This window comes from Neobacillus ginsengisoli, assembly GCF_030813055.1.
This window is the reverse complement of the sequence record NZ_JAUSTW010000008.1, coordinates 77,473-98,401: the sequence shown is the minus strand read 5'-3', so window position 1 is coordinate 98,401 and position 20,929 is coordinate 77,473. Positions and strand designations below refer to the sequence as shown.

Sequence of the window (20,929 nt, the reverse complement as noted above, 5' to 3'; positions counted from 1 at the left end):
ATGAATATTGAGAAAATTTCAATTAGCAATCAAGACTATAAAAATAGAAATGGATATAAGGTCATTGAAGTCAATGTTTCATATCCTTCAGAAAGTTTATATGCTGTGTGTACACCTATTAAAAAACAATAGTAAGTTTATCTTATCGGAAAAATCATAGTAATACATTTTAAATAGGGTAAAAGAGACTGACTAAATGATTGTTTATTTGTGAACATTCTAAGTCAGTCTTTTTTTTATGAAAAATTTTTTCGACCAACGTCCTCTTTGTTCATTTTTTACTATATAAAGAGTGAATGGAAGAATCTTGTGGAAAAAATTGAGGGTTTTGTCATAACATATAATCTTGTTCCATGTTTTGGTATTATGCCAAAGGAGTTGGGCACTATATTTACTACTAATGACAAATTGCTTATGTTAAAAACCACAAATTAAAACGAAGGGGAATTTGAAAGTGAGAAAATGGATTCGATATAGTAAATTTTCTATCTTGGGTTTGTTGGGCACAGTGCTTTTGGCTAGTTGTGACAGGAGTAAATATATTGTTCTTGACCCAAAAGGACCTGTCGGTCAAGAAGAGTTACGTTTGATTATTATATCAGTCATTTTATGTGCAGTTGTTATCATTCCGGTTTTGGTAATCTTTGTTTATATTTTAATTCGTTATAAAGATAGGCCCGGAAACAATGCACCATACCAACCTGAATGGGATGATAGCAAAGTGCTGGAAGTAGTTTGGTGGGGAATTCCAGTGGTGATTGTAGCTATTCTTGGTGTTTTCACAGCTCAAACAGCTATTAAGGTATCCAAGCCTCCTGTAAAGGATGTGAAACCGGTTGTTGTTCAAGTGACTTCATTGGATTGGAAATGGTTGTTCACGTATCCTGGTCAAAAGGTCGCGACGGTCAACTATGCGGAAATTCCTGCAGGCGTTCCCATTCAATTCGTTTTAACCTCTGATGCGCCGATGAATTCATTCTGGGTACCACAGCTTGGAGGTCAAGAATATACGATGCCTGGTATGTCAATGGGATTGTGGCTTCAGGCAAATAAAGTAGGGAATTATTTCGGTTCGGGTGCAAACTTTACCGGAACAGGATTTGCACATATGCACTTTAGAGTAAAAGCTGTAAGTCAAGCTGATTTCAATAAATGGGCAGCTGGTTTGAAGAAAAATTCTCCTGCGCTTTCAGATGCCGGGTACATAGAATTGTCAAAACCAAGTAATGTGAAAGAATTAAGCTTTTCTTCCTATCCTAAGAATTTATTTGAAAACATCGTGAATAAAAATGGCGGAACCTATTTCCACCATATGCACGATATGGGTGAAGACATGCCTATGCAAAAAACAAAATAATTAAACAGGAGGAAATGATTCCATGAATACATCACATTTTTTTGTAACTGGCGATCCTATGATTTATGGTGCAGACGTTTCGATTGTTTTGGCAACGGTGGCGATTGTCGTCTCCCTCACAATGTTAAAAAAATGGGGATGGCTTTGGAGAGAATGGATTACAACGGTTGACCATAAAAAAATCGGTATTATGTACCTTTTAGCTGCTTTGCTGATGCTATTCCGCGGCGGAGTAGATGCTATTTTAATGCGTATACAGCTAGCGGTGCCAAACAGCCATTTTTTAGCTTCGGACCACTATAATGAAATTTTCACCACACACGGAACCATCATGATTTTATTTATGGCCATGCCTTTTATGTTTGCTTTATTTAATATCGTCGTTCCGTTGCAAATTGGTGCTCGTGACGTTGCCTATCCACTTTTAAATGCAGTTAGTTTTTGGTTGTTCTTTATTGGAGCCATGCTCTTTAATATCTCTTTCGTGATTGGCGGATCTGCAAGTTCAGGATGGTTATCTTATCCGCCTTTATCTGAAACAATGTTTAGCCCAGGCCCGGGGGAAAACTTTTGGATTTGGGGTATCCAAATTTCCGGTATCGGTAGTTTGGCAACAGGAATTAACTTTGTCGTCACCATCTTAAAAATGCGGACCCCATCCATGCGTTTAAGGGATATGCCTTTATTTACATGGTCCGTTTTGTCTTCATCGATTGCCATTTTAGGTGCATTCCCAATTCTTACGGTTATATTAGTCATGTTAACCATCGACCGTTTACTTGGCGGCCACTTCTTTACCATGACTGCTGGCGGTAACCCGATGATGTGGGTAAACTTGGTTTGGATGTGGGGCCACCCTGAAGTGTACATCGTTGTCTTACCTGCTTTCGGGGTATTCTCTGAGGTAGTTGCCACATTCTCTAAAAAACGGATCTTTGGATACAGTTCCATGGTCTATTCCATGATTGCGATCGCCGTCGTGTCTTACTATACATGGGTACACCACTTCTTTACAATGGGTGCCGGCGTGGACGTTAATATTGTCTTTGCCATTTGTACGATGATTATCGCGATACCAACAGGTGTTAAACTATTCAACTGGCTGTTTACCATGTACCGCGGCCGTGTGATGTTTTCGCAGCCAATGCTTTGGACATTTGCGTTTATTCCCACTTTCTTAATCGGTGGAGCAACAGGTGTCATGCTCGCTGCAGCACCTGCAGATTATCAATATCACAATAGTTACTTCTTGATTGCCCACTTCCACCAAGTGTTAATCGGTGGTGTGGTGTTCGGTTATTTAGCAGGTATGTACTATTGGTTCCCGAAAATTTTTGGATTTGAGTTAAATGAAACGCTCGGAAAATGGGGTTTCTGGTTATGGCAAATCGGTTTCTATGTTTGCTTCATGCCTCAATATGCTCTTGGCTTTATGGGGATGACTCGCCGCATTTATACATATAACCAATCAGCTGGTTGGGATATGGGCTGGGCTCCGCTCAACTTCATCTCTTCGATAGGTGCGTTCCTGATGGGGATTGCCTTCATCATCCAAGTTTGGCAAATTCTTTATAGCATGAAATATGGTAAACGTGATCTAACAGGTGATGCTTGGAATGGCCGTACATTAGAATGGTCGATTCCTTCTCCAGCGCCGTTATACAACTTTGCCGTATTACCTGAAGTAAAAGGCCGCGATGCTTGGTGGTACAAAAAAGAAGAAATGCGACAAGAAGGATACAAAGAAGAAACACCAAAATATGAACCGATTCATATGCCGAAAAACTCCGGTATTCCTTTTATCATGTCATGCTTCTTCTTTGTTGCTGGATTTGGATTTACGTTCCAATGGTATTGGATGGGATTTGCCGGATTAATCGGTGTAGCGGTCACCTTATTCGTACGCTCCTTCCAATATGATACGGATTATTACATTCCAGTGGATGAAATTGAACGAATTGAAAAAACGTTAAGGAATAAGGTCCCTTCAGTTGATAATAAACCAATTGGAGAAACGTTGGGGAGGTAGTAAGTATGTCACAAAGCGTTTCTGCTCATGCTTCTGGCCATGGTCACGACCATGGCCATGTAGACCAAGAGGAATTAAAGATTTTAGGCTTTTGGATTTTCCTTGTAACCGACTGTCTCTTATTTGCTACATTTTTCTCTGCTTATGCTGTTTTAAACACCCATACAAATGGTGGATTTACAGCTAAGGAATTTGATGTTCCCGGATTTATTATGGAAACATTCATTCTATTGATTAGTTCCTTTACGAGTGGATTAGCGGTTTTAGCCATGCACAAAGGAAATAAACAAGCACTAATTGGCTGGTTGATTGTTACAGCAGCCTTAGGGGCAACGTTCGTAGGTCTTGAAATCAATGAATTTACAAGCATGGTTCGCGAAGGAGCTACTATTTCTAAAAGTGCCTTCCTTACTTCCTTCTTCTGTCTTGTCGGAACACACGGGGCGCACGTTTCATTTGGAATTATGTGGATGATTGGATTGATGATTCAGCTTTCTCGAAGAGGGATTACCACAGTGACCAAACGGAAAATCTCCATTATTAGTTTGTACTGGCACTTTTTAGATGCCGTTTGGATCTTCATTTTTACCGTTGTCTATTTAATGGGGGTGATGTAAATGTCTAATCCCGAACACGCTGAACAACATGGTTCGATCAAAGCGTACGTCATTGGTTTCGTTTTATCGATTATTTTGACGATCATCCCGCTTGTTCTTGCCTTGAACCATATGATGGCCAAAACAGCGCTTACGATTAGTATTTTGATCGCCGCTACTTTGCAATTTGTCATTCAGCTATTTTTCTTCATGCATATTCGTGAAGGAGAAGGACCTAGATACAATGCAGTAGCATTAATTTTAGGTATCGTTTTCGTTCTAACAATCGTTATCGGAGCAATATGGATTATGGAATTTAACTCTGTGGTTCAATAGAAACTGATCGCCCAGCGAAGGATATGACTCGCTGGGCGATGAAAGTTAAACACAAAGGAGTGAGGAATCTGTGGCAGTTGTTCATGAAATTCATCAGCTATCACGATTAAATCGCTGGACGCAAACCATTTCTGCCTTTATAGATGTAACGAAACCCAAAATATTAATGATGCTTAGTTTTACTTCCCTTTGTGCTGCATTTGTTGCACAAAGAGGGATACCTTCGAAGTTTGTCATCTTCGCCATGCTTTTGAGTGCTTCGCTGTCTGCTGGAGGATCCGCGGCCATCAACATGTGGTATGACCGAGATATTGATGGTTTGATGGAGCGGACAGCAAAGCGGCCCATTCCTGCAGGGGTGATCCATCCCTCATCTGTTTTAAGGTTTGGTATTGTATTAGGTGTTCTATCTGTTGTCATCGCTTTTTTCTTTGTAAATCCTCTCACAGCTTTATTAAATGCTGTAGGGTATTTTTATTATGCTGTTGTGTATACGATGTGGTTAAAACGCCGTACACCTCAAAATATCGTCATTGGTGGAGGGGCTGGCGCGTTTCCGATTTTAATTGGCTGGGCTTCCGTCATGAATAGTTTAAATGTTACGGCATGGTTAATGTTTCTGGTGATCTTTCTATGGACTCCCCCGCACTCTTGGGCGCTTGCCTTATACAAGAATAACGAATATACAAAGGCAGGGATTCCGATGATGCCTGTAGTAAAAGGGCCTCGTTCAACCAAAATTCAAAGTCTTATGTATATGGCTCTTTTATTTCTTTGTTCCATCGTCCTATACATAAGTGGGAATTTTAATACCTTTTACCTTGCTGGTGCCATCATGTTTAACAGTGCTCTTCTTTATTGCACATGGAGAATGTGGAAAGAGAAAGACCATTTATTTATTTGGGCAAAACGGACGTTTATTTGCTCGTTGTTCTATATTTTAGGGGTGTTTTCAGCAATGGTAATTGGAATCATATAGAGAAGATTTGCGCGAATGGAAATAAGTGGAAGATGAAATATTACCATTAAGGGTATAACTAAAGGGTACGAAGGGGTGAAAAAATGGATTACGGACTTTTTCTTATACTTGGATTGTTTGGTGTGACTCTGATCGTAACAACCATTATGTTTAGTAAATCAATGAAAGAATAACTGATACAAAGGATAAGAAATACTTTCTTCGAACGAAAAGGTTACAACTTGAAAATATGCTAACGGGCTTTGCTGGAATAATTAGCAAAGCCCGTTTTTTATGAAAGTAAGGATTAGGTTTCTTCAGTCATCATTTTATAATACATAAATGAGGCGATTCCCATAGCTGCTACAAACAATCCAATATAGGTACAAGTATACAGTATAGACTCCATTTTTATCCCCCTTCTATAAAACTGTTTTAACCCCTGAACAACTCTACAATAGGATGAGCAACCAGCTTCTAGAGTAGGGGTGAGGCTGGTTTACGTTCAGTAAGGGGTGAAATGTAAGTGGTTCCATATCCAATCCACCGGGCAATCAGGTTTTTTCTTTAGGAAAGAGATCATTCTTTGTACGATTGATCTCTACTTTGGATAGATCCAACAATTGCACCTAAAATAAAGGTGAATCCTGCGGCGGAAAAAAAACCAAGTGCGAGGTTAAAGTGGAAATTTTCATCCATTGTCCATGGTACTCCGTCGACAGTCCATGGGTGTCCGGTAAAAAACTCATAAATCAGGAGCAGTATTCCGATAATCACTTCCACAATCGTCAATTTTATGCTAAAGCTTCCCATATTATTTCCTCCTTAACTTTTTGTTCTTAAGATTTGCTTCAAGGATGAGCAATCTTTATTCTGATGAAATGACTGAAACACCCAAAATGGGAGCAATGGTTTTGAGACTATCTCGATTTTCCTTGATAAGTTCTGTGACTTTAGATTTATCCTTTTTTGAAATGGCCACTTGCAGCTCATCGTAATTTTTATCGATGCGTTCTGCATATGCTTTGCCCTTTTTCGCCCTTAATGGAGGCAGAATGGCGTCGTGAAATTCATCGTAAAGGTTATTTGAAAGAGTAGTTGCAGCACCATAATCTCCATTTGCTACGTATTTCTCTATGGCTGAAAATCCATACAGCAAATCTGAGAAGGGCGCTGTTAAAGAACGTTTAGTGTAACTAGTTTTTTGAGATTGAATATCGTTTCGACTATTGTTTAGTGCATCTCCACAACCTGCAAGACTTAGTGTTAATAGTGTTCCCATAATGGCGATAAATAATTTTTTCCTCATTTTTTTACCCCTTTTTTTTAATATTCATTTGCGTGAAATTATTTCAATAATGAAGACAAATATATCCAGTCTTGTTCAATATTATCCCCATTAATAACTTTTTTAATAAACTGAACACAAATTGGACAACTTTTATGTAGGAAAGCTTTCTACATTGAATTTCTTAAACCACAGAATAGTTAAAAATGATTTTTTATATGTCTGACCTATCTTTTGCTCAAGATGCCAAAAGTAAAGAGGCAACGAGTAAGGTCGTTGCCTCTTTACTTTAGAAAATTAACTACTTTGGCACTTCTCCGAGTCAAAATAGTGCACAATAAATTACATGATAAAATGCCGTTATTTATTTCTTTTCTGGAATATTATATTGAAATTTCTTTTTTAAAATATTTATTCGTTTTTTCGATTGTATGAAACTAATGAAGCAAAGTAGAGACATTGGAGCACAGTACCAAACAAAAATTAATCCTCCGTTGTAATAGAAAGGAAGATAGGCAACGGATACCCCAAATAATACAAACGATAACATTAAATAAATGCAAATGCAGTAATGATAAAATTGATATTGAGTAAATGTCGTTATTCCCTTTTTCAGGAAATGATTTAATTGCCTATCAGTTTGATAAAAAAGGAATAAGGAGATTAGCAGCAAAAATGCATAGATTGGAAGGGAATAAATATAAAGGGACACCCCTAATATGCAAAAGTAGAAGCTAAGGCAGAAGGAAACTCCAGAAAAGAATAAGGGTGTTAAAAATTTGTAAGTGTTTACATTTTTATCTAATTGCTTCACACCATTCCCCCTTGAATTCTGTATCTTGTTAATAATTCATTTTATGCACAAATATTTGATTTATGTTGTACTAAATAAGGTTAATCGTGCCAATTGTTTGGACGCCTAGCAATTTGTGAAGGATTATATTTCCATTAATTGATAGTAGAGATTTTGGCTCTAAAGGTATCATTGTTTGACCGCGTGACACAAAAGCCCATTATTGTGGATTGGGGGTCACCGATTGATAATGTGTACGATGAATAAGTGGCTGCCCTCATGGACATGAAAGATATAAATTAAAAAACACTGCAACCCCATGATACACAATAGGGGTTGCAGTGTTTTTGGTAAAAGAGTTCCTAAGATCGTTAGGCATACTTTAATTTAATATTGTTACCTTTAGGTATTTTACCCCAAAGTTGATTGCGCCTTGTTCGGAAGGAACGAAGACATCAATTCTATTTCCTTTAATCGCACCGCCAGTGTCTGCGGCGATTGCTTCACCCACGCCTTCAACATAAACCTTACTGCCAAGAGGTATAACTTTTGGGTCAACTGCAATGACCTTCGCATCTGGATTTGCTTTAATATTAACGCCAGTAGCTGTAATACCGGAACATCCCTCACATGAAGCTGTATAAGCTGTAGCTTTCACTGTTATTTCTTTTGGGCTTGAACTATTTGTTGATGCAGCATTTATATTAGTTGCATTTGCATTATTGGCTTGATTAGCATCCTTCTCTGTTAAAGGATTATTAATATTATTTAAGCCATCCTCAGTATGAATGAAATCGGAAATGAATTTGTTCCCTTCCGTGATTTTTTTAATGTTCATATGGTTTTCCATAGCAATACTCCATAATGTATCCCCTTGTTGAACGGTATACTTTTTTTCCGGTGCAATTGTTACTTGATCCCCAGGGTGAATAATGTCTGTAGTAGCGTTTACCTTCTGGTTGTTATCTAAAGATGTATGTTTAACGGTTGATAGGGTGTCCCCATTTTGAACCGTTGCAGCTTGTACATTAGCACTCACCGTTCCTGAGAGAACAGCAACTGCTATTAATATTTTAATTTTAGTTAGCATTCTTTTATCCCCCATGTTCTTTGTCTGCTAATTTTTCATAATCGTAACACGGATTCCTAATAGGCAAATAACAGAGAGATGTTAACTCGTTTACATAAATGGCAATTATATTACAATGATATTTCTTAGTTTACTGAATAATTAAAAAATTTATCTTTCTTATGGTCTATTTAGCCTCAAAAAGCCCAGTAGGATACCTATTGGTGCTTTGGTCCTATTTGTTGCAATAATATTACAAAATAGAAACCAGAAATTTAATTAAATCCAATAATTACTTCCAATACCAATAGTTTTTACTACCGCATGAGGTATGTTAAGGTGGTTATTTTAATACAAATTGATTTTATTTAAAAAAAATTCGAAACAAAAGGTACAAACATTGAGGGTTTCTTCGTCCAGAAGAGCAAGCGAAGATAGCATTTGCACGTAAACATTTTGAAGCAATAAATGAAGATGTGAGATTTGAGGGACCTGAGAGTGATCCTAGTAAGCTTATGTTGTAAAAGGTAAACAGTTAATTATTATTGATTAAAAATAGAACTGCTAATTTTATCTTTTTTATAGGAGATAGGATTGAGGTGGCAGATATTAAATATGAAATAGAAAAAACAAGGAAGTAAATCAGAATCACCAAAAGGGTAGAAGAAAGAATTTATTTTGGTTAGAGGAATGGTAAAGAACCAAATTATGTTCTAACTTCCCCATACAGGCTGAGCCAAAATCGCGATCAGTGGTTCGAAACTTAATAACTTAGCATTGGGACATAGACTGTTATCGGTTATGGAAGTAGAATAAAAATAATCCTTAGTTTGAGGTGAACATCTTGAGTGAAAAATACACTCGTATCTATTTCCTATTTCTTGGTTTATTCTTCGTTTCTTATATGGGAAATGCAGTATATGGCACGTTTATGCCGGTCTACTTAAAAAACAATGGTTTGAGTAAGACAAGGTACTAGTGGAATCATGAAGAAATATATTCGGTAGTACCATTTGATGAATTTCTAGATGAAAAAGCGTACCATCGTCTACTCAATAATAGATGTTGGTAAATAGATCATTGTAATAATTAGTCAAGTACCAAGGGGTAAAATACAATCAATGGCAGTTGCATTCGGTCTCTCTACAATCCATTCTGCATTATCAGTTACCCCACAGTAATTTTTATTAACAGTCACATGAAAGATTTGGAAATACCTTTTGAATAGTTCTAGAAATAAAGGTGTACGGTCCCAAATTAATGCTTAGCGTTCACAAGCAATGAAATCGTGATCACGATCTAAGTTTTTGTTTGCATTATATAGTGCTTTTGAAACAAAAGGCTTAAATTTTGTTTTTCTTCCTTTGTTTTTAACAGAAGATGTTCGTGCAACGCCACCTTTGTAATCTTTATGCATTTGCGCACAGTTTTTATATTTTTTAATCACTGTCTTCGCCTCAGCATTGTTGGTTGAACCAAAGGAAAAGCTTAGAACCAGGCCAAAAGATAGCAAAATTGTGAACAATCTTTTCAATGTCGATCCCTCCATTTCCATATAATTTCCTTAATTATAATAACCTTCATTTTCACACAATATTATTAGTAAAAATTGGTAACTATCACCGTACGTAGAAGTTTTGGGGAACGGGGATAGTAAATAATATAATCAAAAGAGGAATTTATTGAAGATATTTGGAGATGGTTACAAAAGTAAACTTAACAAAAACCTAAGTGAGAAGCCAGGATGGATTATTCGAACTGTGAATCGGCTACACTTAACTGGATAGAAGTAAATATTTTAATTAAACATTCAATTAATTCCATAAATTGTTAGAAGAGATGAGTTTAAAGATAAAGGAGCTAAACCTGCTAAGCCCAAGAAGGGGAAAGCTGATCCGCTAAATGAACTTGTTCGTAATACGTATAAAACCTTAATGACCAGGGGAATCAAGGGTTGCTATGTTTATTGTTGTGATAAAGGATACGACTTTGAATATGTTATTTTTTAAGCTCTCAAATTGCTGGGCAGCTTCTTTTTGCATGTTCGGCAATACGTGAGTGTACGTATCCATCGTAATTCCAATCGTCGAATGACCTAAATGTTCGGAAACGACTTTAGGGTGAACTCCTTGTTGTAATGGACCATTTGCAGAAACCATTCTATCAAGAAAAATTCATTTACCAACCATATCGTAACTAGTTTATAATATAAGGATGTCCAAAATGGGTATTAGGAGTCTATTCATGACACTAAGAAGTTTTAAGTAGGTGAATACAATCGATATCATTGAAACACGGGTGAGAGGTTTTATAGCTGATATTCAACACCCTAAACAAAAAAAGAAAATAAATATAAACGATTTAGAACTACAATTGCGGAAGCTTTTGGATGATTATTTTGAAATGGATGGTTATTCGTTGTTTTATCGTGCAATTGAAACATTGCAGGGTGAGGGACAACTGATCCCTATTCAAAATAATCAATATAATGGAAGAATACCAGCTCTACCATTATATTACTGGGTGAATATAAAAGTTCAGGTAATCAAATGGGATCGTCTCGCGATGATGAAATTAAGTGATCAGTTTGATTTTTCCTTTTATGAACGGCATCCCGAATGGCAAACGAAAGAAGAATGGGATCGAATTCAGCATTTATATACTTTTCTCCAATCCAGTCAGGAACGGGAAATAGTGTCATACGAAGAAAGAAGCCTCGAGCTCCTTGGCCATGAAAAATTCTTACTAGACAGTGATAGCTTTCCTGAAGGAAAAGGCTTTTTAGCTCGAATTGGAATATCAGAAGACCAACTTAAAATGGTGAACTACGGGGAGCCTTTTGTATTTTGGATGAAACAAGGGAAAGAAATAAAAGATATTCAGAGGGTACTGATTGTTGAAAATCTATCTTTCTTCCATACTTCCATTAAGTTATTGGAAGAAAATAAACTAGATTATGAACCTGAACTGATTATTTATGGTGAAGGGACGAAAATTGAACGGAGCTTTTCCTTTTTCTTTCGAATGTTTCCGCCAAAATCCTATCTTTTCTATTACGCAGGAGACCTTGATGCTGCAGGATACGGGGTCCTCATTCGGCTTATTGAAAAATATCCGGATTGCTGTATACAGCCTGCCTTAAAAATTTATCGGAAAATGCTTGAGTGTCTAGAACAAAGGAATGACCAGAAAATCGGGCAAACCCAAAACATCAAGCACCGTGATTTATTTTTTCAATGGTTTAAGGAAGAGGAGCAATCTCTACTACTGCAATTATGGCAGGAAAATAAGCGGATTCCACAAGAAGTCCTAACAATCGAAACATGGAGGAGATGGATGTGAACGAATCATGGGAAGGATTCGCCCAGCGAATGCAGCGATTAAATCCACTGTTTGAGCTTGGAAGGGGAATGGAAGTAGGGGAGTTGAAGCCTCATATCCAAACGATTCTCATTCAAGTGCTTCTTACTATCTTTTATCGAGAATTAAATGATGATGATCATAGACGCAAGTCAGATATCAAGTATATTGTGGAAGATTCGATTAAACAAATGAAGCTTTTAGCAGACGATAAGCAGATTGAACGGATTACCAGTGGGCTTTTATATCAGGGAAAAGAAGAGTACAGTAAGCCGTTTGAAGCCTTATTTTACGATGAAATCAGACAATCATGGGAGATGCAAACATTCCGATATGTGACAATGGATGAATTATATACGAATTTAGAGATGGGCGGATCGATTGTTTATAAACTCACAGATGTTTCTCAGGAAATGATTTTTATGAGCAGGGAAATGGCTGAGGAGTTCTCGATAACAATCGAACAGCTCTATAGTATGCAGTTGATAAAAAACGGTAATTTTAGAAAAGCTACCCGAAACCTCGATCACCTCATTTCACGAGTAAACCGCTTAATGGCAAAAGAATTCACTTTTCAAAAGGAAATGATCAATAATCCCAAAATCTTATTAATTGAAGAAGAATGGCAAAGGGCCGACAATCGTGTTGAAATTGAAAAGCAATTTGAAGAAGAAAAAACTCACTTCCGTACCATAACGAGCATGATCGAAAAAACGAAACGAAGAAATGAAGAAGATGATTTTATTCAGAAAGAATTGATTCTTCTCCAAGAAAAAATAGGCCATACCAGGCAATTGCATGATCGTTTTGCCAAGCTAGTTATTCAAAATATTTCATATGAGATGAAATTAAAAGCGGAAAACCCTTCATTGTTTTGGGAAACCAGCTTGGTTTCATTTCGAGAACATATTTATGAAAATTTGTTCATGAAGGAAGGCGTTCATTCTTTTATGGATATAGAAAGAGTGCTTTCTCCTTTATTTTCACCGAAGAACGAATTTATTTTGCCGCTTGATTGGATTTGGGGTGAACAAGAATTTGATGAAAAACAATTAACGGATGCTGTAATCGAAGAGGAGGCAGAAGAAAGCATTACCCGTCAGCGAGTAACGAACTGGGAGTCGGTGATTAAGGCATGGAGTTATGTTTTTCAATCTTTACAAACATATGGAGAGTTTTCATTAGCAGATTTATCAACCTTGCCATTAGAAGTGCAGGATCTATGGATTGAAGAATCTGAAACAATTGATTTATGGATGATGTTCGATAAAAAACCGCTGAAGGTTCAAGTACTGCATCGGAAGGAAGAAACATTAAGTGATGAGAGGGAAATTCTTCTTTATAAACTAATGAAGGAATATCCGCAATTTCAAGTGTTTGAAGGTTTGAAGATCTTAACTGTGTTTGATCATCGAGCGGAGCCTTTCCTCTGGCAACGTATGAAAATGACCCCTTTTAAAATATGTGTACAGGAGGAGAAAGGATGAATGCAGAAACAATCAAAAAAGCATCAGCTGTCTATTTTTCATTATTGAGAGATAGAGTAATCGAAGAAAATAGCGAGCACTTCCAGACTTATTTTGATCCGGAAGTGAGACAAACAGTTCTTTTATTAGCAGACGAATCAGGTACATATATCATTGAATCGCCTAAACGAATCCATTTGGTTGTACAGCCAACCGGCTCCGTCTTTGCTACGAATTTTACCCATATGAAAGAAAAGCATCGGCAAATCGAAACGAAAAAGCACTTTCATCTTATTAGCGTTGTCATTATGTCTTTTTTAGCAAGCATAGACCGCAACCAGGCTGCAAAAATCCGCACGAAGCGTGAAGGGATTAGCTACTACGCATTAGAACGGCAAGTCAACGATTTCATCATGAATTGGGAGAGCATTCTTAAAGCGAAGCCTACATTCGGAGAAGAAGAACGAATCGATATGAAGGAAGTTGTGACGACGTGGAAATACATGGAAGTGGAAACAGATGATTTTGGGGCTAAAAAAGCCAATAGACGAACCAGAATCGGTTTAATTGCCAGTGCTATGCGCTTATTAGAGACGGAGGGGCTGATCGTCATTCTTGATCGGGATGATATTCCTAAGGCTATTCCAAAGCAAGAGCTTATTGAGCGAATTGAATATCTGTATCACGATTATGATCGTTATGAATTATTAAAAAAATTAATGACCACAGAGGATGATGAGCATGCCGAAAATCCATCGAATTAGAATTGTTGGCCTGAAGTATGATGGCATGCAAAAACAATACAAAGATACCACTTTTAACTTCCATAATGAAGAGACATCAACAAATGGTCTCATTGCGATGATGAATGGGGGAGGTAAAGGTGTGTTCCTTCAAACCATTTTCCAAATCCTCAAACCTGGAACTTCTTGGGGAAAACAAAACAATCGATATTATCAGCAATTCTTCTTTAATAATAAAGAGCAATTTATTCCATATACCTTTCATGTTGTCATTCAATGGGAATTGGACGGTGCGGACCGCCGTCATCTGGTAACTGGAGGAATGTTCTCAGCCGAACAGCGGATTTCGATGAGCGATGAAGGCGGAAATGAAAGCAAAACATTGGAACAGGAAGCGAAAATCCTCCCTTCTATTATCTTTTATACAAGAGAATTTGAACGGAAAGAAGAGGCAGCGCTTGAGCATATTCCAATCTATGAAAATGATGAGGTTGCTGAAACCGAAAGCTTGAAGGATTATTTAAAATGGAATGGATTTGACGTTTACCGAGATACGAAGAAGCACTATCGCATCCTTGATACATACGGAATTAACCGTAAAGACTGGGATATTATGAAGGACATTAACAAGGATGAAGGCGGCGTTGGGAAATACTTTGAAGGAGCGGAGGATGATCATTCCCTGTTCCAAAAACGAATCATTCCTACTGTTAGTCAAGTCTTGTATCGAACGGAACATCAAAAGAGCGATCTTGTGGAGATTTTCAAGAGTCAGGCAAGTATTGCCAAGGACCTGCCAGTTCTCTTAAAAAGAGAGCAAGCGCACAAGGAGTTTTTAGAAGACATTGTCCCATTTGAAGAGAACCTAGCTAAAGGAGTCGAGCATAAAGAAATTGTTGAAGCCAGTATAAAGGTTGGAAGACAACTGCTTGGTGCTTTAGAGCATTTGGTTCAATCGGAAAAGGAATCGCTGCTTAATTTAGAGAAAGACATAGAAAAATTATTGATAAGGCAAGCAGATTTGCTCTATCAAAAAGACAATTTAGAATATGCAAAAGCTCACAGAGAGGTATTGGACTGGGAGAAGAAATTAGAGGAAGAAAGGAAAAAGCATACTTCCTTACAAGAGATGGTTAAGGGTAAACAGGAACGAAAAGAACAGCTAGCCTTTCAGGCTTTATTGAAAGAGTGGAATGAAAACGAACAAAGTATTCGCTCTCTTTCACAGCAGATAGCGAAATTGGAACAAAATAGTGGCTTAGAACAAGTGAATCATAGAATGGATGAAATCAAAAAAGAAGCAGCATTGCAATGGGAGCATTCTTATCAATCTGTACAAGAAGCGGTTAAGCAGTATTTGGGGTACCAAAAATTCTTAAAGAAAAAAGGAACGGAGCTGTCGCAACAGGATAAACAAAAGACAAAGGAGATTGCTCTGCTTAGTACGGAAATTGATTTTCTATATACGCAAATACATACATTTGAGTCTAAGGAAAAAGGGCTCATCCAAGAATTTGGCGACCGCTTAACCTATGACTTTAAGGGCTTTATCGAGAGCCTTTCTAAACAAATTGAAAACAAAAAGGCTAAGTTAGTAGAGCTGCAAGCAAAAGAAAAAGAATCTAGTGAAAAGCAAAATCAACTTGCTACTTCTCATGGTACGCTCGTCCAATCGATTCAGTTTTCCCAAGAAAAATGTGAAGAGTTAAAGGCAACAAATGAAGGGCAAAAGCAAAAAGAAGCAAAACTAGTAGATAAACTTCATGGATTATTAGATGATTTCACTGCACCGTTAACCCACGCTCTTTTATCGAAATATGCCATACAGATTGAAGATCTTCTAGGCAATAATAGTAAACAAGGTGAACAAATAAAAAAAGACCTTTGGGAAACACAACTGGACCATTCCTTAAATGATGAGCCTTTCTGGATTGCCAATAAAGATGTGAAGGAATTAAAGGAATGGATTGATGAGAAGACTGGCATTGATGTGTTTTATGGAACCCAATTTCTCCAATCTTTAAGTACAAAGGAAATGGCGAAATACCTTATGATGTATCCGCTTCTTCCATACGGTTTAGTTGTAAGTCAACAGCAATGGCAAAAAATTAATCAGCAGTTTCTTTCAGGAAGAATGTTTAAAAGTCCTGTTCCGATTTTCATGCGCGAGGAAATGAACAATGAAAATCACCAATCATCCTTTGTGATTATGAACGGAACCGAGAAAGAACTATTAAGTGATAAAAACCAATTCACCAACTGGAAATTAAAGATTGCTAAACAAATAGAAGAAAAGAAAGATACACTCAATGAAATTGAAAAAACAGAAACCTTCTTACGTCGTATTTTAAAAGAAATCGATCGGTTTTTATCAAGTGAGCTTTCTAGTGATATTGAAAAAGCGATTAATAAGGAACAGGAAACCCTTCTTTCTAAGAAGACGAAATTACAGGAAATCATAGCACAAGAGGAAAAAGAGAAAGAATTACAACTTCAGCTAAAAGAACAGCTGGAGACGACAAAGCGAAAGATCGACAAGCTTACAAAAGATATGGAAACATTAGAGGATTTTGAAGTTAAAAAGTCTCTTCATCAAGAAAATAAACGGGTGAAACTAGAGAAAGAGAATCAAAAGGAAGCCTTAGGTATAGTGCAGCAAGAAATCGGTAAAGAGCACCAGTATATCGTTGAACTGCAAGACAATTGGAATCAAACGTATGTAGAATGGAAGCTTACAACCGAACAAAATATAAAGGAGGTCGCCTTCTTTATTGAGGAAGCGATTTTTCCTGCGGATGAAAAAGCGGAGCTTTGTGAAGAGGTCCCACGCTTATCACCACATTTATTAGAAGAGATTAATGGAAGCATCGAAGAGCTAAAACTGCTCCAAAAATCAAAAGAAGAACAGGCCAGAGAATTACTGGTTATTCAAGCGACAAAAGAATCCGAACAAAAGCAGCAAAAGAAATTAGAGAAAAAACTCAATACACATAACGAGGAGTGGAAGAACGCTCCGGAACCAGATGAACCGATCAGTATATTAGAAAATATGCTGCAAACGGCACAGAAGGAAGCGAAGACTGCGGAAAAAGAAGAGAGGGAACAAGGAACGGCCGTGACAGTAGCGGAAACTTCCTTAAAGCTTGCGACCGTTCAGCGGGACAAGTCTGGAAAGAAAGTGGCAAAGTATGAAAAACAGCCTGAAGAATGGGAAGACCTTGACTTAGAAGTAAAGGCCGTAGAAATTAACGACCAAACTAGATTAACGAAAGAGGAAGTAAAGCAGGCTGAGAAACGCCAAAAAGAAACAGAAACGAATATTACTGGTTATGAAGGGGATTTGTTAACTTTATCCGTTATCCTTAAGGAGGAAGCGGCAGCATTTACGGATAATGATTTAGAAAAAATTAAGATTCAAGGAAAAGCGTGTATCTTATCCTGGTGTGAAGAACATCAAGCAGTTCAAGAAGAAGGCCAGGAGAAGCATGCGAAAATCGAACAATCATTACGTAATTTAAAGCTCACAATTGAAGGCAAAGATTGGGAGATTCGTTTTAAAAATGAAGTATTAACAACATTAGACCATATGGATACGAGGCATTATACACATATTCAAAGCGTAATTAAAAATATGAAGCGTTTTTCACAAAGTGGATTGGAACAATTAGAACGCGACAAAGAAAGGGCAGAAAAGGCTCAAAACTTCTGGGCCAGCCGTGCCAGCATGAAGGTGATGAGCATTTCAGAGGCTATTCGTTCCATGATTGCGAAAATGAAGCTAAAAAATGAACGAGGGTCCTTTCCGCTCGTCCAGCTAAAAGAAGATATCTTACCTAAAAAGGCTGAAGATATCGAGCCACTACTGAAGCAGCACTTTGTCGCTGCCATTAACAAAATTACCAAACAATTTGATTTGATTGATGATCATAATCTAGCCTTAGACCAAGAAATACAACAACTTATTAGTGATGAGCAAATTTTATTTGTATCACTTCGAAATCGATATCCTGAGCTACTCGTCTATAATATGCGAACGGATAATGCCTTTATGTACGGGAAACCGCAAAGAGAGCATTATTCAACCTGGCAGACAATTAATCAAGGTTCTAAGACAAAATCCGATGGTAGTGGAGGACAAAAGCTATCAGCTCGAATGGTTATGATGATGATGTTATTATCAGTTAAAAGTGAATCAGATAAAAGCTGGGTTCCTTTAGTATGTGATAATCCGTTCGGACAAGCTGCATCGGCACATGTCCTTGACCCGATATTCGCAGTTGCCGAAAAACTGAAGTTCCAATTCATCGTCGTCACTCCGCCAGAACTTGTGAAAACGGAAATCAGCCAAAGATTTGATGCCTATTATAAATTGGATTTCATTCGTGAAAAAGGAAAAGAATTTGTTTCAGACACGATTGTTCCAGCATTTCGGATTTACCAAGGAGAGGAAGTTAGCTCAAAAAGATAACACAATGATAAATTGAGGATTAACGTAGAAATCTCACTTTCGGATGGAAAGTGGGATTTTATTTGTATTAGGGAAACGTATAAAAAATAAGGCTTAAAAAATATCTGATATTAATAAAAAAAATATTATTATGGTTTCTATAAATTGTATACCTTGTGATGGTGACTTAAATAACTCCAGGTTAGTGCCGTGCAAAAGTATTGCCCCGATTGTTCAATTATCAAAGATAAAAAACGTAAAGCTAGATGGTATCGCCAGAAACAAAAGCCTATGGCTGGAAAGAGAACCCAACTAATGAGACAAAGAGGATTAATAATAAGTAAGCTTGAAGGAGAAAAAGGCAGAACAAATTGGCTAAATACAGTAGATCAGGATTGTGCTAAGCAAGCAATTGGGATGATACCGTTTTCGTACCATTTATCGAAGAACCATATCTGGACTTTAAATGAAGGTGGGCATAGACAACAAAGAGCAGAACAGAATGAAAAACAATCAGATTTATCTGAAAAAATTATTGAAGCAGTTAAGGATATTACTTTCACCGAAGGAAAAATATGGTTGGATATTTTTGTACAGGCAGGTATGAAGAAGGAACATTAACTTTCACAGAGAATATAGGAATACCCCTTGGCAGAACCAGCAGGGGCACATTCTTTTTATATAAAACCGATACCAAGTCCTGAACAAGCACCACCAAAACCAAAACCGCCAAAGCCAAAGCAACTGCCACAGCCGAAGCAACCGCCACAGCCACCACAGCCACCACAAGCGCCAGCAAGTAAACCTAATCCTAAACCTAATCCTAATCCGCCTAATCCGCCGAAGCATCCTCCACATCGGAAGCCGCCGCATCGGAATCCTCCACAACCAAATCCACCGCACCGACCGCAACGACGTGAATCTTCTAGAAATTGGTGAGGACCTATTGGAATAGCCTCTCCAACTTGGTAATTATCCAAGCCCAACATCTGTAATTCATTTGGAAAATTTTGCACATTTACCCCCCCATAGAATATATAAAATATGTTAAAACAGATATTTGAACAGAGAGTATCATTAAGATAATTTTTAGTTCTGTTAGATAAACCTCCAAATATCTCAGGTACTCTCTTCAACAAAGTATGTTTTAAAGTAGGTCACTGTTACTGATTTAGATGCCTATTTCATGCCACAGTATGCCTATTTTCTACGGGGAACTTAGAGTTGTTTTAAACTGGAACAGGGGTATGAACATCATATAACTCGGGTTTATATAATAAATGTCCACAAAAGTAAGGTATTCATTGGACCTAAATGTGACCTTTTTTATACGCATAGAACATTAGTTTGTATATAATAAGAATAAGAAAGGGATGAACGAAATGGTCATACGAGACAGAGGTAAAATTAAATGGCAACCTGAGTCTTTTATCCCGTTAACATTCGAAATGCAACGTCCGATGTTTAATGACCAAGAACACCATCCTTGTGGTTGGTGTTTTTTTATATGGAAAATTATTTAAATTCACGCATAAAATTTATCGGGAGGCGATGTTAATTGAAATTTAATGATTATTACCATAAACAATCAAAAAAGACTTTATGGGACGAAGAGTTAGATAGCGAAGAATCACTTATTGGTAAGCTTTACAAAGCAAACGTAAATAACCTCACACCATATTTCGAACCGTATTTTTTACAAAATTATCACAAAGGTAAAAAGTATAATTGCAATCGTTGCGGTAATGAATACGAGAATAATGAAACTGAATTATATAAAGGTAATTTGTATTGTAGGGCGTGCGCACAAGGTTTATACCATTACGACGGGTAATCTGGCATCGTCGTATATTTTTTGTTTACATACCGAACATTAGTTCGTATATAATAATAACGAGGTGATCGTTATGGCTAATCGCGATCGGGGCATTAAGAAGTGGCAGTTTGCCTTTGGTATGCCGGAGCTAATTAAGGCTCAGCGTGATTTATGGCGTGATAGTGAACGGATTAAAAAGCCGATAATAGACGAAAATGAAGCGGAAGAGTTCGACCAACGGATATGTTACGCAATGGAGTTTAATCATGCGGTAAAGATAACGGTGTGGGACGATGGCTTTACGCGGGATATTACTGGCTGGATTCACTACGTCGATCCGATTACGCACCAGCTGCGAATTGAAGTAAATTCTGGTGAATTTCACCGCATTGCTTTCGAAGATGTTGTAGGAGTTGTTGTGTTTGATTAAATTTCTTTAAGTTGGAAAAACTGTCTTAATTAAACGTAGGAAACAGCCTGTAAGCTACCGAAGTGTTTACTTTGGAAAGGGGCGTTGTATAGTTGTTTTTTCGAAGAAAAAACGTGTAAAGGTTAAAGTATTTTATTGAGAGAATGAAGTTTCAAAGCAATGGCGACTGACGGAGAAATTTGAGTGTGGAATTGTTACGGCAGTACGAATGAATCAGCGAAGGAAATGACGTTATTTTCCA

Annotated in this window: 19 protein-coding genes and 2 pseudogenes; 15 read left to right on the top strand and 6 right to left on the bottom strand. The window is 37.4% G+C overall.

Annotated elements, in window-relative coordinates:
• The 6 genes from J2S10_RS21365 (at position 1) to J2S10_RS21340 (ending at position 5,297) form a co-directional block, all read left to right on the top strand.
• A complete protein-coding gene (locus tag J2S10_RS21365; protein WP_307412124.1) occupies positions 1-132 on the top strand; it encodes a hypothetical protein in 132 nt (43 codons plus the stop codon).
• Positions 133-454: 322 nt separating this feature from the next.
• The gene (locus J2S10_RS21360) at positions 455-1,357 is read left to right on the top strand and encodes a ubiquinol oxidase subunit II (RefSeq protein ID WP_307412121.1); all 903 of its coding nucleotides are present in this window, start codon (positions 455-457) and stop codon (positions 1,355-1,357) included.
• 22 nt (positions 1,358-1,379) lie between these two features.
• The gene (locus J2S10_RS21355; protein ID WP_307412119.1) at positions 1,380-3,386 is read left to right on the top strand and encodes a cbb3-type cytochrome c oxidase subunit I; all 2,007 of its coding nucleotides are present in this window, start codon (positions 1,380-1,382) and stop codon (positions 3,384-3,386) included.
• 5 nt (positions 3,387-3,391) lie between these two features.
• Positions 3,392-4,003 (top strand): cytochrome (ubi)quinol oxidase subunit III, encoded by a 612-nt coding sequence (locus tag J2S10_RS21350; protein WP_307412116.1) that lies wholly within the window; start codon positions 3,392-3,394, stop codon positions 4,001-4,003.
• Positions 4,004-4,318 (top strand): cytochrome o ubiquinol oxidase subunit IV, encoded by a 315-nt coding sequence (locus tag J2S10_RS21345; protein WP_307412113.1) that lies wholly within the window; start codon positions 4,004-4,006, stop codon positions 4,316-4,318. It begins immediately after the preceding gene.
• Positions 4,319-4,388: 70 nt separating this feature from the next.
• Positions 4,389-5,297, top strand: a complete 909-nt coding sequence (locus J2S10_RS21340) for a heme o synthase (RefSeq protein WP_307412110.1) — start codon at positions 4,389-4,391, stop codon at positions 5,295-5,297.
• Between the two features lie 558 nt (positions 5,298-5,855).
• Here the strand turns inward: J2S10_RS21340 and J2S10_RS21335 are convergent.
• The 3 genes from J2S10_RS21335 to J2S10_RS21325 form a co-directional block, all read right to left on the bottom strand.
• Positions 5,856-6,089 (bottom strand): hypothetical protein, encoded by a 234-nt coding sequence (locus tag J2S10_RS21335; RefSeq protein WP_307412107.1) that lies wholly within the window; start codon positions 6,087-6,089, stop codon positions 5,856-5,858.
• 55 nt (positions 6,090-6,144) lie between these two features.
• Complete coding sequence (locus J2S10_RS21330) at positions 6,145-6,585, bottom strand: hypothetical protein (protein WP_307412104.1); 441 nt, start codon at positions 6,583-6,585, stop codon at positions 6,145-6,147.
• A 1,154-nt stretch (positions 6,586-7,739) separates the two neighbouring features.
• Positions 7,740-8,447, bottom strand: a complete 708-nt coding sequence (locus J2S10_RS21325; RefSeq protein ID WP_307412099.1) for a 3D domain-containing protein — start codon at positions 8,445-8,447, stop codon at positions 7,740-7,742.
• Between the two features lie 360 nt (positions 8,448-8,807).
• On the opposite strand from J2S10_RS21325, the pseudogene J2S10_RS27625 reads away from it, so the two are divergent.
• Positions 8,808-8,950, top strand: a pseudogene (locus J2S10_RS27625) (restriction endonuclease); the annotation flags it as partial.
• Between the two features lie 740 nt (positions 8,951-9,690).
• Here the strand turns inward: J2S10_RS27625 and J2S10_RS21315 are convergent.
• Positions 9,691-9,975: an excalibur calcium-binding domain-containing protein gene (locus tag J2S10_RS21315; protein WP_370876262.1), complete on the bottom strand. Its 285-nt coding sequence runs from the start codon at positions 9,973-9,975 to the stop codon at positions 9,691-9,693.
• 277 nt (positions 9,976-10,252) lie between these two features.
• Here J2S10_RS21315 and J2S10_RS21310 point away from each other — a divergent pair, with 277 nt between their 5' ends.
• Positions 10,253-10,435 (top strand): DNA/RNA helicase domain-containing protein, encoded by a 183-nt coding sequence (locus J2S10_RS21310; RefSeq protein WP_370876260.1) that lies wholly within the window; start codon positions 10,253-10,255, stop codon positions 10,433-10,435.
• Here the strand turns inward: J2S10_RS21310 and J2S10_RS21305 are convergent.
• Positions 10,358-10,564 (bottom strand): annotated as a pseudogene (locus J2S10_RS21305) (hypothetical protein); the annotation flags it as partial. The gene J2S10_RS21310 and the pseudogene J2S10_RS21305 sit on opposite strands and share 78 nt — an antisense overlap.
• A gap of 130 nt (positions 10,565-10,694) precedes the next feature.
• On the opposite strand from J2S10_RS21305, the gene J2S10_RS21300 reads away from it, so the two are divergent.
• The 5 genes from J2S10_RS21300 to J2S10_RS21280 all read left to right on the top strand — a co-directional run bounded on the left by J2S10_RS21300 (position 10,695) and on the right by J2S10_RS21280 (position 19,063).
• Positions 10,695-11,768 (top strand): Wadjet anti-phage system protein JetD domain-containing protein, encoded by a 1,074-nt coding sequence (locus J2S10_RS21300; protein ID WP_307412093.1) that lies wholly within the window; start codon positions 10,695-10,697, stop codon positions 11,766-11,768.
• Positions 11,759-13,273 carry a hypothetical protein gene (locus tag J2S10_RS21295; protein ID WP_307412090.1) on the top strand — a complete coding sequence of 505 codons (1,515 nt, stop codon included), beginning with the start codon at positions 11,759-11,761 and terminating at the stop codon, positions 13,271-13,273. The genes J2S10_RS21300 and J2S10_RS21295 overlap by 10 nt, the downstream gene beginning before the upstream one ends.
• Entirely contained in the window at positions 13,270-14,016 is a 747-nt protein-coding gene (locus J2S10_RS21290; protein WP_307412087.1) for a DUF6063 family protein, read from the top strand. The genes J2S10_RS21295 and J2S10_RS21290 overlap by 4 nt, the downstream gene beginning before the upstream one ends.
• On the top strand, positions 13,994-18,463 hold the full coding sequence (locus J2S10_RS21285; RefSeq protein ID WP_307412084.1) for a coiled-coil domain-containing protein: 4,470 nt from the start codon (positions 13,994-13,996) through the stop codon (positions 18,461-18,463). Before J2S10_RS21290 ends, J2S10_RS21285 begins: the two co-directional genes overlap by 23 nt.
• 294 nt (positions 18,464-18,757) lie before the next feature.
• Positions 18,758-19,063 (top strand): hypothetical protein, encoded by a 306-nt coding sequence (locus J2S10_RS21280; RefSeq protein WP_307412081.1) that lies wholly within the window; start codon positions 18,758-18,760, stop codon positions 19,061-19,063.
• Between the two features lie 56 nt (positions 19,064-19,119).
• Here the strand turns inward: J2S10_RS21280 and J2S10_RS21275 are convergent, their stop codons facing one another.
• Positions 19,120-19,458 (bottom strand): heterocycloanthracin/sonorensin family bacteriocin, encoded by a 339-nt coding sequence (locus J2S10_RS21275; RefSeq protein ID WP_307412078.1) that lies wholly within the window; start codon positions 19,456-19,458, stop codon positions 19,120-19,122.
• A 542-nt stretch (positions 19,459-20,000) separates the two neighbouring features.
• Here J2S10_RS21275 and J2S10_RS21270 point away from each other — a divergent pair.
• On the top strand, positions 20,001-20,276 hold the full coding sequence (locus J2S10_RS21270) for a hypothetical protein (RefSeq protein ID WP_307412075.1): 276 nt from the start codon (positions 20,001-20,003) through the stop codon (positions 20,274-20,276).
• Positions 20,277-20,349: 73 nt separating this feature from the next.
• Positions 20,350-20,688, top strand: a complete 339-nt coding sequence (locus J2S10_RS21265; RefSeq protein WP_307412071.1) for a YolD-like family protein — start codon at positions 20,350-20,352, stop codon at positions 20,686-20,688.
• Positions 20,689-20,929 lie beyond the last annotated feature (241 nt).